Source organism: Arthrobacter sp. 2YAF22_2, from assembly GCF_052114645.1.
In the GTDB taxonomy this organism is placed as follows: domain Bacteria; phylum Actinomycetota; class Actinomycetes; order Actinomycetales; family Micrococcaceae; genus Arthrobacter.
Genome location: NZ_JBFRFD010000003.1, coordinates 1 through 21408 on the forward strand (window position 1 = coordinate 1; position 21408 = coordinate 21408).

The 21408-nt window shown below is 66.9% G+C and carries 20 protein-coding genes, 1 tRNA gene and 1 other RNA gene; 12 read left to right on the plus strand and 10 right to left on the minus strand.

The genetic code is table 11. From position 1 onward, the window contains the following. Both AB4Y86_RS00300 and AB4Y86_RS00305 read right to left on the minus strand, forming a co-directional pair. A partial coding sequence (locus AB4Y86_RS00300; protein ID WP_441399369.1) for an ABC transporter substrate-binding protein occupies positions 1-633 on the minus strand: 633 nt, incomplete at its 3' end. Between the two features lie 54 nt (positions 634-687). Next, entirely contained in the window at positions 688-1914 is a 1227-nt protein-coding gene (locus AB4Y86_RS00305) for an ROK family transcriptional regulator (protein ID WP_441399370.1), read from the minus strand. A 197-nt stretch (positions 1915-2111) separates the two neighbouring features. Between AB4Y86_RS00305 and AB4Y86_RS00310 the strand changes: the two genes are divergently transcribed. Genes AB4Y86_RS00310 through AB4Y86_RS00340 form a run of 7 tightly spaced genes read left to right on the plus strand, consistent with a single transcriptional unit; the run spans position 2112 to position 8353 of the window. Continuing rightward, on the plus strand, positions 2112-2843 hold the full coding sequence (locus AB4Y86_RS00310) for a sugar phosphate isomerase/epimerase family protein (protein ID WP_441399371.1): 732 nt from the start codon (positions 2112-2114) through the stop codon (positions 2841-2843). After that, positions 2843-3964 carry a Gfo/Idh/MocA family protein gene (locus tag AB4Y86_RS00315; RefSeq protein ID WP_441399372.1) on the plus strand — a complete coding sequence of 374 codons (1122 nt, stop codon included), beginning with the start codon at positions 2843-2845 and terminating at the stop codon, positions 3962-3964. The genes AB4Y86_RS00310 and AB4Y86_RS00315 overlap by 1 nt, the downstream gene beginning before the upstream one ends. Positions 3965-3974: 10 nt before the next feature. After that, positions 3975-5156: a Gfo/Idh/MocA family protein gene (locus AB4Y86_RS00320; RefSeq protein ID WP_441399373.1), complete on the plus strand. Its 1182-nt coding sequence runs from the start codon at positions 3975-3977 to the stop codon at positions 5154-5156. Position 5157: 1 nt separating this feature from the next. Next, a complete protein-coding gene (locus AB4Y86_RS00325; RefSeq protein ID WP_441399374.1) occupies positions 5158-6153 on the plus strand; it encodes a sugar phosphate isomerase/epimerase family protein in 996 nt (331 codons plus the stop codon). Positions 6154-6167: 14 nt separating this feature from the next. Further along, positions 6168-7064 carry a TolB family protein gene (locus AB4Y86_RS00330; protein ID WP_441399375.1) on the plus strand — a complete coding sequence of 299 codons (897 nt, stop codon included), beginning with the start codon at positions 6168-6170 and terminating at the stop codon, positions 7062-7064. A gap of 10 nt (positions 7065-7074) precedes the next feature. Continuing rightward, positions 7075-7614: a GNAT family N-acetyltransferase gene (locus AB4Y86_RS00335; RefSeq protein ID WP_441399376.1), complete on the plus strand. Its 540-nt coding sequence runs from the start codon at positions 7075-7077 to the stop codon at positions 7612-7614. 28 nt (positions 7615-7642) lie between these two features. Then, positions 7643-8353, plus strand: coding sequence for a DsbA family oxidoreductase (locus AB4Y86_RS00340; protein ID WP_441399377.1), 711 nt, complete (start codon positions 7643-7645; stop codon positions 8351-8353). Between the two features lie 166 nt (positions 8354-8519). On the opposite strand, the gene AB4Y86_RS00345 is transcribed toward AB4Y86_RS00340, so the two are convergent. Beyond that, a complete protein-coding gene (locus tag AB4Y86_RS00345; RefSeq protein WP_441399378.1) occupies positions 8520-10154 on the minus strand; it encodes an MDR family MFS transporter in 1635 nt (544 codons plus the stop codon). 257 nt (positions 10155-10411) lie between these two features. Here AB4Y86_RS00345 and AB4Y86_RS00350 point away from each other — a divergent pair, with 257 nt between their 5' ends. Continuing rightward, entirely contained in the window at positions 10412-11050 is a 639-nt protein-coding gene (locus AB4Y86_RS00350) for a TetR/AcrR family transcriptional regulator (RefSeq protein ID WP_441399379.1), read from the plus strand. Positions 11051-11095: 45 nt separating this feature from the next. On the opposite strand, the gene AB4Y86_RS00355 is transcribed toward AB4Y86_RS00350, so the two are convergent. Together AB4Y86_RS00355 and AB4Y86_RS00360 are read right to left on the minus strand one after the other, a co-directional pair. Next, positions 11096-11776, minus strand: a complete 681-nt coding sequence (locus tag AB4Y86_RS00355) for a LytR C-terminal domain-containing protein (protein WP_441399380.1) — start codon at positions 11774-11776, stop codon at positions 11096-11098. Beyond that, a complete protein-coding gene (locus tag AB4Y86_RS00360; RefSeq protein ID WP_441399393.1) occupies positions 11769-12068 on the minus strand; it encodes a type II toxin-antitoxin system VapB family antitoxin in 300 nt (99 codons plus the stop codon). Before AB4Y86_RS00360 ends, AB4Y86_RS00355 begins: the two co-directional genes overlap by 8 nt. Positions 12069-12231: 163 nt before the next feature. Between AB4Y86_RS00360 and AB4Y86_RS00365 the strand changes: the two genes are divergently transcribed. Then, positions 12232-13143 (plus strand): hypothetical protein, encoded by a 912-nt coding sequence (locus tag AB4Y86_RS00365; protein WP_441399381.1) that lies wholly within the window; start codon positions 12232-12234, stop codon positions 13141-13143. 39 nt (positions 13144-13182) lie between these two features. Beyond that, on the plus strand, positions 13183-14823 hold the full coding sequence (locus AB4Y86_RS00370; protein WP_441399382.1) for a stealth family protein: 1641 nt from the start codon (positions 13183-13185) through the stop codon (positions 14821-14823). 75 nt (positions 14824-14898) lie between these two features. Here the strand turns inward: AB4Y86_RS00370 and AB4Y86_RS00375 are convergent, their stop codons facing one another. The 4 genes from AB4Y86_RS00375 to AB4Y86_RS00390 all read right to left on the minus strand — a co-directional run bounded on the left by AB4Y86_RS00375 (position 14899) and on the right by AB4Y86_RS00390 (position 19492). Next, positions 14899-15843 (minus strand): phosphodiesterase, encoded by a 945-nt coding sequence (locus AB4Y86_RS00375; protein WP_441399383.1) that lies wholly within the window; start codon positions 15841-15843, stop codon positions 14899-14901. A gap of 208 nt (positions 15844-16051) precedes the next feature. Then, the gene (gene fdhA / locus AB4Y86_RS00380) at positions 16052-17263 is read right to left on the minus strand and encodes a formaldehyde dehydrogenase, glutathione-independent (RefSeq protein WP_441399384.1); all 1212 of its coding nucleotides are present in this window, start codon (positions 17261-17263) and stop codon (positions 16052-16054) included. Between the two features lie 237 nt (positions 17264-17500). Next, positions 17501-17986, minus strand: coding sequence for a glutathione peroxidase (locus AB4Y86_RS00385; protein WP_441399385.1), 486 nt, complete (start codon positions 17984-17986; stop codon positions 17501-17503). Positions 17987-18076: 90 nt separating this feature from the next. Beyond that, positions 18077-19492: a M23 family metallopeptidase gene (locus AB4Y86_RS00390; protein WP_441399386.1), complete on the minus strand. Its 1416-nt coding sequence runs from the start codon at positions 19490-19492 to the stop codon at positions 18077-18079. 272 nt (positions 19493-19764) lie between these two features. Here AB4Y86_RS00390 and AB4Y86_RS00395 point away from each other — a divergent pair, with 272 nt between their 5' ends. After that, positions 19765-20676, plus strand: a complete 912-nt coding sequence (locus tag AB4Y86_RS00395; RefSeq protein ID WP_441399387.1) for an oxygenase MpaB family protein — start codon at positions 19765-19767, stop codon at positions 20674-20676. Between the two features lie 167 nt (positions 20677-20843). Here AB4Y86_RS00395 and AB4Y86_RS00400 read toward each other — a convergent pair. Further along, positions 20844-20928: transfer RNA gene (locus AB4Y86_RS00400), tRNA-Ser, on the minus strand. Positions 20929-21288: 360 nt separating this feature from the next. Between AB4Y86_RS00400 and ffs the strand changes: the two genes are divergently transcribed. Beyond that, positions 21289-21385: signal recognition particle sRNA small type (gene ffs, locus AB4Y86_RS00405), an RNA gene on the plus strand. The last annotated feature ends 23 nt before the right edge of the window (positions 21386-21408 follow it).

Sequence of the window (21408 nt, forward strand, 5' to 3'; positions counted from 1 at the left end):
CAGGATCATGGCTACCTTGCCGGTGGCAAAGTCGTTCACTGCCTTGGTCCCGTTGTCGTACTGGGCGTTACCGATGTTGACGACGTTGTCCTTCTGCATCAAGTCGAGGTACCGCGCGATCCCGTTGACCACCCCGTCCGAGGAGAACGTCGGCTTGCCGTCCTTGTCGAAGAGATCCGCTCCGTTCTGGGCCGCGTTGATGAACGCGAAGTGGGCGTTCTCGGTGTAGCTGCCCGCGGCCAGGGCAAAGCCGTACTTACCACCGGTCGTGAGCTTCTTGGCGTCAGCGACCAGGTCCTCCCAGTTGTTCGGGGGCGTCAGGCCGGCCGCCGCGAACATCGCCTTGTTGTAATACAGCCCGTAGGCCAACCCGTAGACAGGAACCGACGTCGGATCCTGGCCGGCAACCCCGCCGGTGTCCATCGCGGTCTTGACGAATTTGTCCTCGCCGCCGATGGCCTTGAACGCCGCGTCATCGAACGGCATGAAGGCCCCGGTGGACTGCAGGGATGCCGCCCACGTGTTGCCGATGTTCACCACGTCGGGCGCCTGGCCTGACGTGACGGCCGTCTGGATGCGCGTCTGTAGATCGTTCCAGCCGATGACCTCGAGGTTGACTATGTTGATGGTCAATCAAAAGTTCCGTCTCAGACGATGGAAATATTTTTGGGCACCCGCCCGGGCCGCTTAGGCCTTCTCCAGCATGGCTTCGATGCTCGCCGGCGAGAGGACGTCATCAACGACCATCCGGCTCGCCCCAAGCACACCGGCCTGGTCGCCTGCCATGGACTGGACAATGCGCAGGCTGGCGGTAGCCAGCGGGAGGGAGCGCTGGTAGACCACCTCGCGGACGCCGGCCAGGAGATACTCTCCACCCGCTGCCAACCCGCCGCCGATCACGATCACGGAGGGGTTGAGCAGGTTTACGCAGATGGCGAGCACGTCCCCCAGGTCACGGCCGGCCTGGCGCATGGCCTGGACGGCTTTGACATTGCCGCTCCGGGCAAGCTGGAGGACATCCTCACCGGTTACAGCCGGGACCCCCTCGGCGGCCAGCGCTGCGGCCACCGCCGGTCCCGAGGCGAGCGCCTCCAGGCAGCCGTGGTTGCCGCACCGGCAAAGAAGGCCATCTCCGCGCGGTACCCGGACGTGCCCGATGTCGCCCGCGGTGCCGTCCGCGCCGCGCTGCAGCAGGCCGCCGCTGATAATGCCGGCCCCGATTCCGGTCGCAACTTTGATGAACAGCAGGCTGTCGACGTCGGGCCAGAAGAACGCCCGCTCCCCCAGCGCCATGATGTTCACGTCATTGTCGACGACGACGTGCGTGTCAAAACTGCGCTGAATATAGTGCGGCACATCGAAGCCGTCCCAGCCCGGCATGATGGGCGGATTGGCCGGCTTGCCGCTGGAGTGTTCCACGGGTCCGGGCAAGCCGATCCCGATGCCTGCCAGTTCGCGCGCGTCCCGTCCGGTCTCGGACAACAGCGTGCGGCAGAGTTTCACAACAAGGTCAAGCACCGCCTTCGGCCCGGCGGAGATCTCGATTTCCAGCCTTGACTCGTTGAGGACCCGGCCGCTCAAGTCCGTCGCCGCGACCAGGATATGCGTGGCGCCGACATCCACGGCCATGACTATGCGGGCGGAGGGCTGGAAGGCGAAGCGCGACGGCGGCCGGCCGCCGGAGGAAAACGCCTCGCCGGCCGGACCAATGAGGCCCACTGAACTGAGCGCGTCAACCCGGGCGGTGATGGTCGACCTTGCCAAACCGGTCAACTCGGCCAGTTCGGCGCGCGTACGGGCCCGCCCGTCGCGCAGAAGCTGGAAGAGTTCCCCGGTTCGGGCCTGACTGGCCCCGGGCGCGACAGACGCGGGAATGCGGGAGGACTGCAGCTCGGAGAGGGGCGGAATTGACATGGATCAATGTAAGCATGACGGGCTTATTTCTGTCACAATCCCTTTCGGCGAGTGACGACGCACAACTTTTGCTTGACTGCCGACAGAAGCTGTTCTAGCTTTGCTGAAGCGGCGGTCCGTAGTATTCCTTCGCCGCGCACAAGCCAGCAACTGCCGGGATCGGCCTCGCGCCGAAAGCATCTACGCCAGGAGAACCTGTGACTTACTCCCTTCAGCTTTACACCGTTCGAGGCCCCTTGGAAAAAGATCTGGAAGGCACGGTTAAACGCGTGGCGGAGCTGGGCTTCACCGCGGTGGAACCGTACAACTTCGTGGCCACGGCCGACGCCCTCGCGGCCGCCCTGGTCGCGAACGGGCTCACGGCCCCCTCCGGGCATGCCCCGCTGCTCCGTGCCGACCAGGACGAAATCTTCCAGGCCGCGCAGAAGCTCGGCATCGGGACGGTCATTGACCCGCACGTCGACAGCGCCCGGTGGACCACGGAGTCCGACATCAAAGAGACAGCCACGGCGCTGAACGCGGCAGCCGCCAAGGGCGCCGAATACGGCATCGCCGTCGGCTATCACAACCACGAGTTCGAACTGGAAAACCGGATCGACGGCCGGTCAGCACTGGAAGTCCTGGCAGAGAATCTGGATCCCCGGGTGGTCCTCGAGGTGGACACGTACTGGGCCGCAGTCGGCGGCGAGGAGCCGGTCGCGTTGCTTGAACGGCTCGGTGACAGGGTGCGCTTCATCCACATCAAGGACGGCCCGTTGACCAAGGTGGACAAAGACCAGGTCGCCGTGGGTGCCGGCAAGATGCCGATCAGGGAAATCATCGCCGCTGCCAAAAACCTCGAGGCCGGCGTCGTGGAGCTCGACGATTTCAACGGGGACATTTTCGACGCCGTCGGCGATTCGCTGACGTATCTGAAAGCAGGGAAGTAGTGACCACGGCAAGCTCTCCGCGGACCGGCCCGGTCGGCGTCGCCATCATTGGCGCCGGCGTCATCAGCAAGGAATACCTCGGCAACCTGACAAGCTTTCCGGACGTGGTGGTCCACGTCGTGGCCGACATGTTCGAAGACGCCGCCGCATCCCGCGCCGCAGAATTCGGCATCCCGGCTTCCGGCGGCGTCCAGGCTGCGCTGACCCATCCCGACGTCGAAATCGTCGTCAACCTGACCACGCCGGCAGCCCACGTGGAGGTTGCCACCGCTGCCGTCGGCGCCGGGAAGCACGTCTGGAGCGAGAAGCCCTTCTCGCTGGACCGCGAGAGCGGGCTCGCGCTGCTCAAAGCCGCTGACGCCGCGGGCGTCCGCCTGGGCTGCGCGCCTGACACGTTCCTGGGCGCGGGGCTGCAGACGGCCCTGCGGATTATCGCCGAAGGCGGAATCGGTGTTCCGCTGACCGCCTTGACGCTGATGCAGTCCCCGGGCCCGGAATCCTGGCACCCGAATCCTGCTTTCCTGTTCCAGGAGGGTGCGGGTCCGCTCTTCGACATCGGGCCGTATTACCTGACCACGCTGGTGCAGACCTTTGGCCCGATCGCCAAGGTGGCGGCTTTCGGGTCCACGTCCCGGCAGAAGCGCATCATTGGTTCCGGCCCCAAAGCGGGCGAGGAATTCGACGTCACCGTGCCCAGCCATGTCAGCGCCATCGCCCAGTTTGCCGGAGGCGAGTCATCGCAGAGCATCTTCAGCTTCGACTCCAACCTGCAGCGGGCCGGTTTTGTCGAGGTGAACGGGACCGAGGCGACCATTGCTTTCCCCGACCCGAACATGTTCGACGGCGATATCCTGCTGACGCGCCGCGGCGCGGAGGCGCCGGAGGTCATCGCAGCAGTCGGCTCGAAGTCCTCCCGCGGCACCGGCGTCCTGGAAATGGCCCGCGCCATCCGGGCAGGCGTTCCGCACCGCGCCCAAGGCCAGATGGCCTACCACGTGCTCGACGCGATGGTCTCGATCGCCGAGTCCATCGAGACCGGGACGTTCATCGACCTGGCCAGTACTGCGTCGGCGGCTCCCCCGCTGCCCGCCGACTGGGACCCTACCGCCGCTACTCTCTAGGATGCCCCCGATGCTGGATCACGAAGCCGCCCGGCCCCTCGGCGTTGCCATGATCGGCTACGCCTTCATGGGTAAAGCCCATTCGAACGCGTGGCGGAACGTGGCCAGCTACTTCGACGGGCCGGCCTTCGAACGGCGCATCCTCGTCGGCCGCGATCCCGCCGGGGTCGCGGCCGCCGCCGCGCAATACGGCTGGACCGAGTCCGCCACGGACTGGCGCGAGGTGATCGCCCGGGACGACATCGACGTCGTCGACATCTGCGCCCCTGGCTGGCTGCACGCCGAGATCGCCATCGCCGCCCTGGCTGCGGGCAAACACGTCCTGGTGGAAAAACCGTTGGCCAACACCCTCGCCGAGGCCGAAGCCATGGTCGAGGCCGCACAGGCGGCCCGCAACCGCGGCGTGCAGTCCATGGTGGGGTACACCTACCGGCGCGTCCCCGCCCTGGCCCTGGCCAAGGAACTGATCAGCGTCGGCCGCTTAGGCACCATCCGGCAGGTGCGCGCCAGCTACCTTCAAGACTGGCTGGCCGACGGGCAGGCACCGATGACCTGGCGGCTGCGCAAGGAGTCCGCCGGATCCGGGGCCCTGGGGGACATCGCCTCMCACGCCATCGACCAGGTCCAGTTCCTTCTGGGTGACACGGTCACGGAGGTCTCCGGCCGGCTGCACACGTTCACCACAGAGCGTCCCGGCTCCGGCGGTCCGGAGCCCGTGACGGTCGACGACGCGGCCTGGGCCACGCTGTCCCTGGCCGGAGGTGCCGTGGCCAGCATTGAAGTGTCCCGAGTGGCGCTCGGGAAGAAGAATTCTTTGTCGATCGAGGTGTATGGCAGCCGGGGCGCGCTCCATTTCGATCTGGAGAATATCAATGAGCTGCAGTTCCTCGACGGCACGGTGCCGAGCCGCGAACAGGGATTCACCCGCATCCTCGTGACCGATCCGGAACATCCTTATGTCAGTGCATGGTGGCCGCAGGGGCACGTGCTCGGCTGGGAACACGCCTTCACCCACCAGGCACGGGACTTCCTCGCAGCGATAAGCAGCGGAACCGAGCCCTCGCCGTCGTTCGAGGACGGCTTGGCTGTCCAGCGTATTCTGGCCGCAGTTCAGGAGAGCGCGGCGGCACGCGGCTCCACCGTCGGGCTGGCACAGTCCCCCGTACTCGCCCCCATTACCGAAGGAGCCTGAAATGCCCCGCCCGTACACCCTGTTCACCGGCCAGTGGGCCGATCTCCCCTTCGAGCAAGTCGCGCGCCTGGCCTCCGGCTGGGGCTACGACGGCCTGGAAATCGCCGTCTCCGGCGACCACCTGGACGCCTGGCKCTGGGACGAGCCCGGCTACGTCCAGTCCAAGCTCGCGGTGCTCGAGAAGTACCACCTTAAGGTCTGGGCCATTTCCAACCACCTCAAGGGCCAGACCGTCTGCGACGACCCGATCGATTTCCGCCACGAGGCGATCGTCGGGGCCAAGGTCTGGGGAGATGGTGACCCCGAGGGCGTCCGCGCCCGCGCCGCCGAGGAAATGAAGCACACCGCCCGSCTCGCSMRGGCGCTSGGCGTSGACACCGTGGTSGGSTTCACCGGSTCCTCSATCTGGCARTAYGTKGCSATGTTCCCGCCCGTGCCGGAGAAGGTCATCGCGGCCGGCTACCAGGACTTCGCGGACCGGTGGAACCCGATCCTTGACGTCTTCGACGAATGCGGTGTCCGCTTCGCCCACGAAGTCCACCCCTCCGAGATCGCCTACGACTACTGGACCACTGTCCGGACCCTCGAGGCGATCGGCCACCGGGAGGCCTTCGGGCTGAACTGGGACCCGTCCCACTTCATGTGGCAAGGCGTCGACCCGGTCTCCTTCATCTGGGACTTCAAGGACCGGATCTACCACGTGGACTGCAAGGACGCCAAGCTCCGCCAGACCGGCCGGAACACCGTCCTGGGCTCGCACCTGCCCTGGGGCGACCCGCGCCGCGGCTGGGACTTCGTCTCCGCCGGACGAGGCGACGTGCCGTGGGAGGCATCCTTCCGCGCCCTCACCGCCATCGGCTATGACGGCCCCATCTCTGTGGAGTGGGAGGATGCCGGCATGGACCGTCTCCACGGCGCTCCCGAGGCCCTCGCCGCGCTCAAGCGGTTCGACTTCCCGGCGTCGACCTCCTCCTTCGACGCCGCGTTCAAACAGTAAGGACGGACTGCACCATGGCACCGCGGGTCCTGCTGCCGGACCAGCGATGCGAGGTCTGGACCGCCTCCGCGGCAACCGGGGCGCGGGAACTGGTCTTCTCCACCGGGGAATTGCTCGTCGAGGCACCCAACTGGACCCACGACGGTGCCGCGCTCATCCTCAACGGGGCAGGGTCGCTGTGGCGGCTGGACCTCGGCACCGGCTCGCTGGGCGAGGTCCCCGTCTCCGGCATCCCGGATCTGAACAACGACCACGTACTCGCGCCCGGCGGCCTGATCTATCTCTCGGCCAGCGACGGCCATATCTACCGGGCGGCGCTCCAGGGCGGCCCGGCGACACGGATCACCGCGGACGACGGCGTATTCCGTTTCCTTCACGGTGTGAGCCCTGACGGCCAGGAGTTGGCGTACGTGGGCATCGAGGCCGGCAACTCCGGAAACCCGGGCCGGATCATGACGATGCCGGCTGGCGGGGGTGCCTCCGCATTCGTCGACGTCGGGCGCGGACACAGCGACGGCCCGGAGTATTCCCCGGACGGTGAATGGCTCTACTTCAATACGGAAGCCTTCAGCGGACGGGCCGGCCGCGCCCAGCTCGCCCGCGTGCGGCCTGGCGCATCCGGTCTTGAACGCCTGATCGAGAGCGGAGCGGTGGACTGGTTCCCGCATCTATCACCGGACGGGCGCTTCGCGTGCTATCTCCGGTTCCCGCCTGGGACCAAAGGACACCCGGCCGACCTGCCGGTTGAAATCATCGCGGTTTCAACCGAGGACTGGACCGTACCGCTCCACACCTGGACCCTGTTTGGCGGCCAGGGCACTCTAAACGTCAACAGCTGGTCCCCCGATTCGGCCCGGTTCGCGTACGTTGCCTACCCCGTCGAATGTTCGGCGGCACGGCCGGCGCGCTAGCATTTTGGGCATGACCCACCTGATCCGGACAGCAACCGCGGACGACGCCGGCCCGCTGGCAGCCTTGGCGGCCGTCACCTTTCCGCTGGCCTGCCCGCCGCAGTCCCGGCCGGAGGACATCGCCGCCCACCTGGCAAACACGCTCAGCGAAACCAACTTCCGGGAGTACCTCGCCGATCCGCAGGTCACGGTTCTGGTGATCGATCAGGCCGGGGAGCTCCGGGGCTACAGCCTGCTGGTGGACCGCGTTGTCCAGGACCCCGACGTTGCCGGGGCACTGAACCTTCTGCCTTCGGTCGAGCTGAGCAAGTGCTACGTCCACCCGGACCACCACGGCCTGGGCGCGGCGGCCGAACTGATGCAGGCCAGCATCGCCGCGGCAGCGGTCACGGGCGCGGCAAGCCTCTGGCTCGGCGTGAACAACCAGAACGCCCGGGCCATCCGGTTTTACCAGAAGTCCGGCTTCCGGAAGGTCGGCACCAAGTCGTTCAGGCTGGGGACCACCGTGGAACACGACTACGTCATGCTGCGCCCGGTCGCGCGGGAATGAGCCCGGGCCCGGTGTGGTTGTCCACAGCATGAAGATTGAGATCTGGTCCGACGTGGCCTGCCCCTGGTGCTACATCGGCAAGCGCCGCTTTGAAACCGCCCTCGCGGCCTTCCCGCACCGCGATGCCGTCGAGGTGCAGTGGCGCAGCTTCCAGCTGGACCCCAGCCTGCCGGAGCACTATGACGGCACCGAGCTGGACTACCTGAGCACCCGCAAGGGCATGGCCCCGGCCCAGGTCGCCGGGATGTTCGAGCACGTGGCGGCCCAGGCCAGCGGCGAGGGCCTCCACTACCGTTTCGACGCCGTCGTGGTTGCCAACAGCTTCACGGCCCACCGGCTGATCCACCTCGCCGCAGCGCACGGAAAGCAGTCGGCCGCGAAGGAACGGCTGCTCAGCGACCACTTCGAGCATGGCCGCGACATCGGCAGCCGCGACTACCTCACCTCGCTGGGGCTGGACCTCGGGATTGACGCGGCCGAACTGGACGAGCTGTTCAGCTCGGAAAAATACGCCGACGACGTCCGGCAAGACTTCGCCGAGGCACGCGCCCTGGGCGTCAACGGTGTGCCGTTCTTCGTGATCGACCGCAAGTTTGGGCTCTCCGGCGCCCAGCCCGTCGAAACCTTCACCGCAGCCCTCGAGCAGGCATGGCAGGAAAGCCACCCGCTGGTGATGGTTGACGCCGGCGCAGACGGCCAGGACAGCGGGACCTGCGGACCGGACGGCTGCGCCGTCTGAGTAGGCCGACGCGTGAGGCCGGGCTCCGGCCGTCCTAAGCTCGCGACTGGGCCGCGGCAGCGCCCGGCCCGGCGGCCGGTTCCGCGCAGGTCCTGACTGCTGCCTCGTTCCAACCATGGCGGGTTCCTGCTTCGTGAGGGTTACCGCGCGGCGGGCTACCCGGGGACTACAGGCGCCCGCCCGCGGCGGAAGCGGCCGCCTCATCGGCGACCAGGTCGGCGTCGTCCGCGGTGATGAGGATGTTGCCTTCGGCGATCGACTCGGACAGTACGTCGTGCTCGACAGTGGTGGCCAGCGGCTTCTCCTTGACGAAGCACATCAGCAGCGCCGCGGCCAGGGCCAGCGGGACCATCCAGATGAAAATCGGCGTCAGCGCGTCGTTGTAGGAGGAGATGATGGCTTCCTTCAGCGGCGCCGGCAACTTGCCCACGACGGCCGGGGTCAGCGAGTTGGACCCGCCGGGCGCTCCGCCGCCCTGTGCCGCGGCGGGGAGCCGCTGGAGCAGGAGTTCGGCCAGCCGGCTGGCGAACAGGCTGCCGACGACGGCTGAGCCCAGGGTGGCGCCGATCTGGCGGAAGAAGTTGTTCGACGCCGTGGCGGTGCCCACCTCCCGCAGCGGGAAGGAGTTCTGCACGATCAGCACCATGATCTGCATGCTCAGGCCAAGCCCCAGGCCCATCACGGCGAGGTAGGCACAGATTTCCCAGAGCGGCGCCTCCGGCTTCAGGGTGGAGAGCAGCACCAGGGCGACGGCGACCAGGACGCCGCCAACAATGGGCATCCACTTGTAGCGGCCGGTGCGGCTGACCAGCTGGCCCGAAACCACCGAGGCCACCAGCAGGGCACCCATCATCGGGATCATCAGCAGGCCTGATTCGGTGGCGTTGACGCTGAAGGCCATCTGCAGATAGGTCGGGAGGTAGCCGATGGCGCCGAACATGGCCACGCCGATAAAGAGCCCGGCGATCGTGGCGAGGTTGAAGTTGAGGTCCTTGAACAGGTGCAAGGGAATGATGGGCTCGGCGGTCCGGCTCTCCACGAAGACGAACGCCGCGGCGCTGACGACGGCGCCGGCGATCAGGCCCAGGATGATCGGGTCTCCCCACTGGTATTTGCTGCCGCCCCAGGTTGCGAACAGGACCAGGCAGGTGGTGGCAATCGCCAGCAGCACCATGCCGCCGAGGTCCAGCCGTGGTTTCCCGGTGTGTTTGGGCAGCTTGAGGAAGAACAGGGCGCCGGCCAGGGCCAGCAGGCCGAGCGGAATGTTGATCCAGAACACCCAGCGCCAGCCGGGGCCCTCGGTGAACCAGCCGCCCAGCAGCGGTCCGGCGACCGACGCGATGGCGAAGACGCCGCCCATCATGCCCATGTACTTGCCGCGCTCCCGCGGCGGAACGACGTCGGCAATCACGGCCTGCGACAGAATCATCAGGCCGCCGCCACCCAGGCCCTGGATGACGCGCGCCACAATCAGCATCCCCATGTCGTTGGCCAGGCCGCCGACGACCGACCCGATCATGAACAGCAGGATGGCGGCCATCAGCAGGGACTTGCGTCCCATCAGGTCGCCGAGCTTGCCGTAGATCGGCATGGTCACGGTCGAGGCGAGAATGAAAGCCGTGATGACCCACAGCATGTCGCTGACGCCGTGGAGCTCACCGACGATGGTGGGCAGCGCCGTGCTCAGCACGGTCTGGTTAAGCGACGCCAGGAGCATCGAGAGCATCAGGCCGACGAACAGCAGCACGATGTGCTGCTTCTCTTCGGGCCGTCCCGGGGCGGGGACCGCTTGGCTGGTCATAAGGTTCCTTTATCTGCGGTCGAGCGGAAGACAGCGGTGCGTGGCGTCAGGGCGGTGCTTGGCGCCGGCGGCCGCATCTGCAACGGCTTCAGCCTTTTTGTGCCCGCCGAGGGCGCGTCAAGGGTTTCTGGTCTGCAAGAATTTTTACACATTATTGCATCACTGCAAAATTGCATCGGTGCAGGATATGGCCCCCACCTGGGACTGGGCCTGGAGGGTCGAACCATTTTACTGACAGATGGAGCTAAAGTGTCTGTATGCCTAGGATTTCGGCCGCGAGCAACGCCGCCCAACGCGCCGACACCCAGCGCCGCATCCTGACCGCGTTCGGCGAGCTGCTCTTCACCCACGGCCTGCCGGGCCTGACCATGACCGACGTCGCCAGGCATGCCCGGATCGGCCGCACCGCCGTCTACAACTACTACGCGGACATCGAAGAGCTCCTGATCGCCTACGCCCTGGATGAGACCGAGCGCTTCCTCGTCGAGCTGCGCGATTCCCTCGCGTCCCTGACGAACCCCGTGGAGCGGCTCGCCCTCTACGTCCGCGCCCAGGTGGCCGACCTGAGCCGGCGCCACCTGCCTCCCGGGCCGGCCATGGGGGCCGTCCTGTCTCCCGCGTCGTTTGCCAAGCTGGCGGACCACGTGGGCGAATTGAGTCTGCTGCTGCAGGACATACTGCGCGACGGGATGGCGCAGGGCTACCTCCCGGCGGCGGACATCCCCCAGCTTGCGCAGCTCATCCACGGCACCCTTTCCTCGAGTGCGTCCCGGGGCGACGGGGCTGGCGCTGACCCGGACACGGAGGCCCGGATGGCCAAGACGGTGCGGTTCATCCAGCTGGGCGCCGGAGCCAGGTTCGACGACGCCGGCCGTCCCCTCCGCGGCGCGGCGTAGCCGCCACGGCAGCYGGGGTGTCCGGCAGCTTAGTTGTCCGGCAGCTTAGGGGCTGGGGCTGACCGGCACGACCGTCGGCACCACAGGCAACTTGGCATCTTCCACCGCGCGGCGGGTTTCCCGCGGGCAGCTGAGCTTGCCCGGCGTCTGGTCCACGAGTTCCGGTTTGGCCAGCGCCTTGAAGTCGCCGGTGAGGATGACGTCCACGCTCGGGTCATTACGGCCGTCCTGCACGTAATCCGACCCCGGGAGGTTGCGTTGGACGCTGAAGGCCGCGGACTGGCCGGCGGCGCCGGATACCACCAGCGCCACCCCCCGGTAGCCGGACTGGGTGTTGCCCACGGCACCCACCACGAACTTGCGGGACAGGAACTCATCGGCCACCGTCCGTGCCAGCCCCGGACGGCCCGTGGAGTTATAGACGTTGAGCTGGATCTTGTCGTGCGGGGTGTAGTCGAACGACGCGTCCGGGCACAGTGACGCCGCAGCCGTGCTGCGCTCCGCCGTCGGAATCTTAATCTGGCCGTTCATAATGGCCAGGGCCACCACGATGGCTGTGGCGAGCAGGCCGACCAGGAGCAGCAGGACCACCCCGTGCAGGATGCGCCGCCGCATCCGCACCGGATTGTCCAGCTCGTCCTGTTCGACGAACGTGGCCCGCAGATCGGAGCCGGTGATGACGTGGTGCCCGTGCAGAACGGTGGGGTCTTTCAGCTTCCTAGCCATTTATCACCAGCACACGGGCGTGGATCGCGGTGCGCTGGTGCAGTGCAGTGCGGACCGCCCGGTGCAGGCCATCCTCGAGATACAGCACGCCGCGGAACTCCACCACGTGCGGAAAGAGGTCGCCGAAGAAGGTTGAGTCCTCGGCCAGCAACGCCTCGAGGTCCAAGGTTCGCTTGGTGGTCACGAGTTCGTCCAAACGGACCGGCCGCGGCGGGAGTGCTGCCCAGTCCTTGGGCGTGGTGAAACCATGGTCGGGGTAAGGGCGTCCCTCGCCCACAGCTTTGAAGATCACCATGCAAGCCTAAGGAAGTTCCCCGGCCAGGGGAATCAACGGAGCCACGGCGGCCAAGGTTGTGGCCAAACAGTGACCATCTTTCGCTGCAGCGCCCGGAAGAGTCAGGGCCTTGCCCGGTCCGGGGCGGGCGAAGTAGCGGCCCGGCTGAGAGAATGGACGCATGACTGCACCAGGGAATTCCACCATGCCGCCCGCGGCCCCGCCACTGGCCCTGCTGCTCGACGTCGACGGTCCCGTGGCGAGTCCGCTCACCCGGACCGTCCAGCCCGGCATCATCGCGGACCTGCTGGCCCTGGCGGCCGCCGGGATTCCGGTCATCTTCAACACCGGCCGGTCGGACACCTTCATCCGCGAGCAGGTGATGGAGCCGATGATCGCCGCCGGCATGCCGGCGGGACTCGTCATCCACGCCATCTGCGAGAAAGGCGCCGTGTGGTTCAGCTACACCGCCGCCGGAGCCGGCCCGGTCCACGTGGATCGAGAACTCGCCGTCCCGCAGGCGTTCGGGGACGACGTCCGCCGGCTCGTTGCTGAGGACTACTCCACGCACATGTTCTACGACGAGACCAAGCGGGCCATGGTCTCCGTGGAGCAGCACATCGCCGTCTCCAGTGCGGATTACCTTGACGAGCAGGCACTGTTCGACGCTGACGCCATGGACCTGATGGGGCGCCACGGCCTGGGGGTGGTGCGGCTGGACCACCACGCCCCGAACAGCGACGACCAGATCGACTACCGCGTGGACCCGACCATCATCTCCACCGACATCGAGTCCGTCCGGCTGGGCAAGGATCTGGGCGCGAGCCGGGCCGTCGAACTTCTGGCGACCCAGGGCATCACCCCCCTGGCCTGGYGGACAATGGGCGACTCCCGCACGGACTACGCCATGGCCGACTGGCTGCACCACCACGAGCACCAGGTCAAACATGTGGACGTCCGCCCCGCCGACGGCGTACCGGTCAAGCCGTACGCGGTCCTGACCGCCGCCGACCTCGGACTGGGCGACGAGGTCATCCACGACGACGCCGGTGCAGCGTTCCTGCACCACTGGCGGGACGCCCTGGCCGGCTGAGGCCTCCGTCACCGGGCCGTTTTTGCGCCGCACGTTATCATGCAAGTAAAGATCCACGTACCTTCAAACGCTCGGAGAATCGAAATTACAGAAGCATTGATCCAGGATGAGATCTATTACGGCAGCCAGACCGGCGAGGAAACGCCGGCCCATGTGGAGGTCACCTCACCGGCGGCTGTCGCCAGGCTCCGGACGCGCCCCGACGTGGTGCGCCGGCACGGCCGGTACGCGCTGATCAATGAAAACCGCACGCCGTACCAGGCCATGGTCGAGGACCTGCTGTTCCTGCGTTCCGTGCTGGCCGACGCGAAGCTGGACTACCTGCTGGTCCGCGGGAACAACGACCGACCCGTTATCGCGGTGGACTGGAAATATCGCCGGAAACTCCGTGCCGCCCTGGTCGAGGCTTGCCGGGACGAGCCGTTCTACTCCATGACCGTGGACGCCAAGAAAAAGTCCTCAGTGCTGGTGGCCGACGGCGAGCTGTCGCCCAACCGCCAGGGCCGGATCTTCCGGCTGTACCGGCCCCGGGTGGAGCCGGAGGGCGGCCTCGAATTCGGCGCTTCGGCCGGTGTCCAGCTGGAGCTCTGGAGCTTTGAGGGCGACCAGTTAATCCTGCCGATCGAAAACTCGCTGACCCGGCGGACCCTGCTGGCCCAGGACGCCGTCCGCGGCACCGTGGAACGCTACGGCCATACCTGGCCCACCATCGAAAACATGTTCGCCGACCATGCCAGCGACATCAGCTTCGACGTCGACCTGGTGTTCTCCTGGGTGGACGGCAGCTCGCCCGAATACGTGGCGGCCCGCCGCGCCCGGATGGCCGGCGTCGTCGTTGGCGAAGGGGACGACCACGAGGCCCGCTTCCGGCAGATCAACGAGTTGAAGTACGCGCTGCGCTCGGTCTACATGTTCGCTCCGTGGATCCGCCGGATCTTCATCGCAACCGACTCGCCCGCGCCGTCCTGGCTCGCGGAGCACCCGGGCGTGACGATCGTCCGCAGCGAGGAGTTCTTCGCCGACCCGTCGGTGCTGCCGACCCACAACTCCCAGGCCGTGGAGAGCCAACTCCACCACATCGAGGGCCTGTCCGAGCACTTCCTGTATTCCAATGACGACATGTTCTTCGGCCGGGCCGTCGGACCGGACATCTTTTTCACCCCGGGCGGGATCACCAAGTTCATCGAGGCGGAGACACGCATCGGGTTGGGCGACAACGACGCCGAGCGCAGCGGCTTTGAGAACGCGGCCCGGGTGAACCGCAAGCTGCTCTGGGACCGCTTCGGTCGGATCACCACCCGCCACCTGGAACACACTGCCGCGCCGCTGAGGCGAAGCGTAGTGGCCCAGATGGAGCAGGAATTCCCAGCCGAGTTCGCGAAGACGGCGGCCAGCAGGTTCAGGGCCGCAGACAACATCTCGGTGACGAATTCGTTCTACCACTACTACGCGCTGCTGACCGGCCGGGCCGTAACCCAGACGGCAGCCAAGGTCCGGTACGTGGACACGACGGCCCGCGCCGGCCTGAACTACCTGCCCAAGCTGCTGTCCAAACGGAACATGGATTTCTTCTGCCTCAATGACGGCAGCTTCCCCGAGGTGCCCGCCGAGGAACGCGCCGAGCTCGTGACGGACTTTCTGGAAAAGTACTTCCCGATCAAGGCGCCCTGGGAGAAGTAACCGGGCAGAAGGGCCGGGCAAACCTAGCGTCGGAAGAGCTGGCGTCGGGAGAAGCGCGGATGGAGCAGCCGGCTGCTAGTTCCGCGTGCTGACCCGACGGTGGCCCGGCGCACTCGCCGGATCCTCAAGCCTGGCCTGCCGCGGAAAGCGGATGCCAGCCGCGGTAATCCGATGTTGGGCCTCCTCGGCCGTGACGAACTCGCCCACCGCGGGCAGGGTGTCGCCCAGCGGCACCACGGAGTGCACGATCGTGTGCTCGTAGACGTGAACCAGGTTGAAGGACTGTCCGCTGTCCCGGCCCCGGCTTCCACCCACGGGGACGTTCAAATCCTGGGTGTAGCAGGAGGCCGAGGCGACCGAAACCGGGATGCCCGCAAACATGGCCGTCGTCGAATAGTGCAGATGGCCGCCCAGGATAGTTCGCACGTCTGAGTTGCGGAGCACCCCCGCGAGCGCGGCCTGGCCGCGAAGTTCGACCAGCACGGCAAGGTCCAGCACGGACGGAACCGGGGGGTGGTGGAGGGCCAGAATGGTGCCGTCCGGCGCCGGGGTGGAGAGTTCGGCGGCCAGCCACTCCAGTTGCGCGGAGGTTAGCTCGCCGTGGTGGAATCCGGGCACCGAGGTGTCGAGCGTGATGATGCGCAGGCCGTTGATGAAGTAGCTGTGATCCACGGGGTCATCATCCGCTTGCTGGTCCAGCAGCCCGGCCCGGAAGTTGGCGCGGTTGTCGTGGTTGCCCATCGCCCAAACGACTTTGGCGCCCATCGCCTTACAGGCAGGGTCCACGATGGTTCGGAGCTTGGCATACGCCGCCGCCTCGCCGCGGTCCGCCAAATCGCCGGTGAAGATCACGGCCTCGGGGCGTGCGCCGGAAGCGCGGACTTCATCGAAGAGTTGCCGGAGCCGGGACTCGCTGTCGACCAAACCATGCAGGCGATCCGTCCCGCCGAGCAGATGCGGATCACTCAGGTGAAGTAGGAAATGGCGTGGCCGAGGGTGCTCGGCCTCGATGAGCTCCATTGCAAAACCTTCCTGGTTGGGTGGGGGCTGTAGCCCCCAGCTTCCCTCTCAGTAATATCCATCCAATCAGACATTCGGCCGGCAAGGTGCAAACTCACGTAGGCATGTTTGAAAAAGGGCAATAGTCGGGTACTCCGGCGGGCACATACCTGCCTCGGTATATGCCGGCTGCGCCCGCCGGAAGGTGGATTACTCGGTTAGGCGCCGGCTAGTTCAGGTAGCCGTTCGGGTTGAGCACGTACTTCGTGGCCGCACCGGCGTCGAACTCGGCGTAGCCCTTCGGGGCGTCCTCCAGCGAAATCGCCTTGGCGTTGACGTTCTTCGCGATGTGGACCCGGTCGTGCAGGATCGCCATCATGAGACCGCGGTTGTACTTCATCACCGGACACTGCCCGGTCGTGAAGCTCAGCGACTTGGCCCAGCCGGTGCCCAGGCTTAGCGACAGCGCCCCCTTCTGTGCCGCCTCGTCTACGCCGCCCGGGTCGCCGGTCACGTAGAGTCCGGGGATGCCGAGTGCACCGCCGGCCGAGGTGAGTTCCATGAGCGAATTCAGCACCGTCGCCGGCGCCTCCTTGGCATCGTGGCCGTGGCCCTTGGCCTCGAAGCCGACGGCGTCGACGCCGCAATCGACTTCGGGAACGCCGAGGATTTGTTCGATCTGCTCGGCCGGCCCGCCCTGAGACAGATCAACGGTCTCACAGCCGAAGCTGCGTGCCTGCTTGAGCCGGTCCTCGTTCATGTCGCCGACAATCACGACGGCGGCGCCCAACAGTTGGGCGCTCGTGGCGGCCGCGAGGCCCACGGGCCCGGCGCCCGCAACGTAGACCGTTGAACCCACGCCGACCCCTGCGGTAACGGCACCGTGGAAGCCGGTCGGGAAGATGTCCGACAACATCGTCAGGTCCATGATCTTTTCCAGGGCCTGGTCCTTGTCCGGGAACTTCAGCAGGTTCCAGTCCGCATACGGAACCAGCACGTAGTTGGCCTGGCCCCCTACCCAGCCACCCATGTCCACGTACCCGTAGGCGCTGCCCGGCCGGTCCGGGTTGACGTTCAGGCAGATCCCGGTCTTGCGTTCCTTGCAGTTGCGGCAGCGTCCGCAGGCGATGTTGAAGGGGACGGAACAGATGTCCCCCACTTTGATGAACTCGACGTCAGGGCCGACTTCCACGACCTCGCCGGTGATTTCGTGGCCGAGCACCAGGTCGGCGGGGGCGGTGGTGCGGCCGCGGACCATGTGCTGGTCCGAGCCGCAGATGTTCGTGGCAACGGTTTTGAGGATCACTCCATGGCGTACCTGGCGGCCCACGTTGGCGGGGTTGACCCCCGGGCCGTCTTTGAGTTCGAAGGTGGGGTAGTCGATATCGATCAGTTCGACTTTTCCTGGCCCCTTGTAGGCAACGGCCTTGTTTCCTGTCATCACTTTCCTCCTGGTTTCACGGACCCCAATGTTGAGTGCCCAGTTGTGATTCACGAAGCGTTCTGATGCTCCCTCCTCGGGCCTGAGTCGGCTGCGCTGCCGACCACCGGCGCGTCTGCGCCGCGGGTAGGCCCGAAACGTAGGAGGGTTTCGCCAGTCTAGGGTCTGGGCATGTTTTGGGGTAGGGCCCGTTGTCCCCTTGCCAATGTCGCGGCTTAGCCGCTGACAGGCGGGTGCTCAGCCGAGCGCCTGCCGGACCGCCTCGATCACCTCGGGTGCGTCGGGCTCGACGGTAGGCGCGAACCGGGCCACGATCTCGCCGTCGCGGTTCACCAGGAACTTCTCGAAGTTCCATTTCACGAGCCCCGGCAACGGTCCGTTCTTGAACTTGGTCAGCTTGCCGTAGAGCGGGTGCTGGTTCTTGCCGCGGACGTTGGCCTTGGTGGTCAGTGGAAATGTCACGCCAAAATTGCGTTCGCAGAACTCAGCGATTTCCGCGTCGGCACCCGGCTCCTGCCCGGCGAACTGGTTGCACGGGACGCCAAGGACGGTGAAGCCATCCGAGCGGAACTTGTTGTGGAGGGCTTCGAGGCCGGCATACTGCGGCGTAAATCCGCACTGGGATGCCACGTTTACCACCAGTACCACCTGGCCCTTGAACCGGCCAAAGTCCGTTTCGGTGCCGTCATTGAGAGTCAGGGGGATGGAATGCAGGGAGGTCATGGGCGCGTTTCCTCGAACTAGGGTGCAGGACACTTCACACTGTAATTCGATCCCAAGACGCGGCGGTATGGGTGGCCAGGGTGATCAGGATTAGGGCGCGGGGGTTGCGGTCGGTGTCACCGCCGGAGCAGCCGTGGCCGCTGGCTTCGTGGTAGCTGTCGCCGTGGGGACTACCTTCGCAATAGGCGCCGGTGCAGGCGCGGTCGCGGTCGCCGAAGGGGTCACGGCCGGAGCAGTGGTGGACGTTGGCTTCGTGGTGGCTATCGCCGAGGGGACTGCCGTCGCGGTCGGGGCCGGCGCACTGGGCGCCGGCACGGAAGGTACCGACGCACTGGGCGCCGGCGCGGCGGGTGCCACCGACGGCGTGACCGCCGGGGCAGTTGTGGGTGTCGGCGCCGGCGTCACGGTCGGCGTCGGCGTGACTGCGGCGGGTGGCGGGGAGGCCGGCGGTGTGGGGCTCGGCGTCGGCGTCGGTGAGACTGCCGGCGGAGGCGTGGGGGTTGCAGTGCGCGGCGGAGTTGAAGCGGCAGGCGGCGGAGTGGCGCCCGTAACCGTCGCGGCAGGCGGCGTGGAGCTCGGCGTCGACGTTTTCGGCATGGCCGCGACGACCGGCGGTGGGGTGGCAGCAGCACTGCCCGCAGCCGTCGGAACGCGAGTTTCCTGCAACCCTCCAGTGACTGCGGGGGCCGGGTCGCCGGTCACCGGGACTGCCCAGTCGGAGCTGGAGCTGCCCTGGGCGCCGGCGCCGGGCGCGTAGCTGACCATCTGCAGGTCGTCGAGCCGGGCTACCTGCCGGGTGGGCAGGAAGGTCCAGTCCAGGGGATTGACGTGCGAGCCGTTGAGGATCGTCTCGAAGTGGAGGTGGCAGCCGGTGGACGAGCCGGTGGTGCCCACCTTGGCGATGAGCTCGTCCACACCCACCGTTTGACCCTTCTTGACGGCGATGCCTTCAAGGTGGTTGTACGTGGTGATCAGCCCATTGCCATGGTCGATTTCGACCCGGTTGCCGCCGCCCCAGGGGTGCCAGCCGACAGCGCGCACCACCCCGGCGTCGGCCGAGTAAACCCGGGTACCGCACGGCGCGGCGAAATCCTGGCCCCAGTGGAACTCTCCCGCGGTGCCGGTCAGCGGGCTGGTGCGCAGGCCGAAGGGCGACGTTTCCACCAGCGTTTCGAGCGGGGCCATCAGGGAGCCGTGCGGCGGACGCGACAGACCGGCCGACGCCAGACGGAGCTCCGCCTTGCCGTCTTTCGACGCGGTCTGGACCGTGGACCGGGCGAAGGAAAGCACGGCGCGGCGGTCTGCGGTCAGCGCATCCGGCGTCACCGCGGCAGAATCTCCCGCACCGGCCGGCGCGGCGGTCAAGGGGTCCAGGAAGCCCGGGCCCACGGAGCCGGTAGCCGGCGGTAACGGCGCCTCCCGCGCCGAGGTGCCCATGGGGGCCGGGACCCCGATGACCAGCACGGCAAGTGTCAGGGCCGTGGTTGCCGCCAGAGCGCGCGCCACGATCTTCGTTTTTTTGGACTGCTCACTCGTTGAGTTTCCCCAGTGTTTTCCCACGATGTGACTCCTGCAATATCTGTCCGCCAGACCCCAATCTCAACGGACTCACCCTTTATGGGAACACAATCGACCGGGTCTGTGAACCTCCAAAATCCTTGGGTTTGGGCGGATTCGCGGCATTCTCAGGGTGCCGTTCGGCGACTTGGGTGGCATCTCAGTAGCCCCCGCCGGGAAAGCACGTAGGACGCCCGGCCGGGCCGGGTAAGAATAGGAGTATGCGCAATGTCCTTAGGGAATGGCAGGCCGAGCTCAAACAGACATTCACCGGAACCCGGGATGCCGTTCCGGAATGGGTGGGCCACCTCGAGGAAGGCGACGACCTGGGCTACCACCTTCCCGGGTCCGCCGTCTGGGCCGTGCACGGGGGCATGCCCACGATCGTTGCGGGCATCCGGGCGCTCCTCATGCAGGCCCTCCACCCGGGCGCCCTGGCCGGGGTCCACGACCATTCCCGGTTCCGCGAAGACCCCCTGGGCCGGCTCGCCGGCACGATCCGCTGGATTTTCACCGTCACCTACGGTTCTACCGGCGCGGCCCGGGCCGCATCCGACTGGGTGCTACGGCTGCACGAGTCGGTGCACGGGACCTATCTCGACGGGCACGGGACGCTCCGGCCCTACGCGGCAAACGACCCGGAGCTGCTCCGCTGGGTGCACATCGCCTTCACCGACGCGTTCCTGTCCGCGCACAAGATCTGGGGCAGGCCCATTCCGGGCGGCCCGGACGCCTACGTGCGCGAATGGGCGCAGGCGGGAACCCTGATGGGCGTGGACTGCCCGCCGCTGAGCGAAGCGGAGATGCGCCGGCAACTCGACCGCTGGTACGACGACGGCGAACTCAGCGCCGGCGACAAGGTCACCGAGACCGTGGCCTTTATCCGCGATCCCCCGCTCCACCCGGCTCTCCGGCCCGGGTACCGGGTGTTGTTCGCGGCGGCCGTGGCCAGCCTCGAACCCAAATACCGGGACATGCTGGGGTTGCGGACGGCACGGTTCGGCCCGTTTCCGCTGCCGGTGAAACTGGCGACCAAGGTCACCCTCGGCATCGTCCATCTTGCCCTCGGCAGGGTCGGCCCCAGCGAGCAGGCGGCCCGTCGGCGGCTCGGGCGCCTGGGGTACACGAATTAGGGGTCCGGCCTGGCGGGGTCGTGGAGCCCGGGCCTTGAGCGGCGTGGAGGCGTGCTGCGTTGGGTCAGTGCTTGTGGTCCCTCCCGGTGGTTCCACGCAGGACAGGCGGAGGTGCTATTCCGGCCCCGGACGCAAAAGGGCCCCGGTCCTAGGACCGGGGCCAAACGCGGAGAATGGGGGATTTGAACCCCCGAGGGCGTTAACCCAACACGCGTTCCAGGCGTGCGCCATAGGCCGCTAGGCGAATTCTCCAGTAGCTTCTGAATCAAAAGCAGATACTAGACTACCTGAACTTCCCGGCTGCGCCCAATTGAGCCCTCCCGAGCCGCGCCGCGGGACATGCTCCGCGCCCGCGCCGAACCCTGGACATACCCCCACTATGCCCACTCCCGGGCGCCAAAAATGGACATGCCCCCGCGCCAACCGACCCCTTTGCATGCCGCTGCACGCCGCTGCATGACCCGCCACGAGCCGCGCCGCGGGACATGCTCCGCGCCCGCGCCGAACCCTGGACATACCCCCGCTATGCCCACTCCCGGGCGCCAAAAATGGACATGTCCCCCGCACCGGCCTGCGGATTCGAGGCAAGCCCGATCGTCGGGTAAGCTAGTCGTCGGCCCCTCATGTGGCGTCATCCTGTTGAACTCCCCCAGGACCGGAAGGTAGCAAGGGTAAATGGGCTCTGGCGGGTGCATGGGGGGTCTTTAATGTCTGTGCCGATTGGTAGGGTTT

Bases quoted from the DNA above. Each gene is read 5' to 3' on its own strand.
- AB4Y86_RS00305 (WP_441399370.1), bottom strand. From the start codon at position 1,914: ATGTCAATTCCGCCCCTCTCCGAGCTGCAGTCCTCCCGCATTCCCGCG.
- AB4Y86_RS00330 (WP_441399375.1), top strand. From the start codon at position 6,168: ATGGCACCGCGGGTCCTGCTGCCGGACCAGCGATGCGAGGTCTGGACC.
- AB4Y86_RS00335 (WP_441399376.1), top strand. From the start codon at position 7,075: ATGACCCACCTGATCCGGACAGCAACCGCGGACGACGCCGGCCCGCTG.
- AB4Y86_RS00340 (WP_441399377.1), top strand. From the start codon at position 7,643: ATGAAGATTGAGATCTGGTCCGACGTGGCCTGCCCCTGGTGCTACATC.
- AB4Y86_RS00345 (WP_441399378.1), bottom strand. From the start codon at position 10,154: ATGACCAGCCAAGCGGTCCCCGCCCCGGGACGGCCCGAAGAGAAGCAG.
- AB4Y86_RS00350 (WP_441399379.1), top strand. From the start codon at position 10,412: ATGCCTAGGATTTCGGCCGCGAGCAACGCCGCCCAACGCGCCGACACC.
- AB4Y86_RS00355 (WP_441399380.1), bottom strand. From the start codon at position 11,776: ATGGCTAGGAAGCTGAAAGACCCCACCGTTCTGCACGGGCACCACGTC.
- AB4Y86_RS00370 (WP_441399382.1), top strand. From the start codon at position 13,183: ATGCAAGTAAAGATCCACGTACCTTCAAACGCTCGGAGAATCGAAATT.
- AB4Y86_RS00375 (WP_441399383.1), bottom strand. From the start codon at position 15,843: ATGGAGCTCATCGAGGCCGAGCACCCTCGGCCACGCCATTTCCTACTT.
- fdhA (WP_441399384.1), bottom strand. From the start codon at position 17,263: ATGACAGGAAACAAGGCCGTTGCCTACAAGGGGCCAGGAAAAGTCGAA.
- AB4Y86_RS00385 (WP_441399385.1), bottom strand. From the start codon at position 17,986: ATGACCTCCCTGCATTCCATCCCCCTGACTCTCAATGACGGCACCGAA.
- AB4Y86_RS00395 (WP_441399387.1), top strand. From the start codon at position 19,765: ATGCGCAATGTCCTTAGGGAATGGCAGGCCGAGCTCAAACAGACATTC.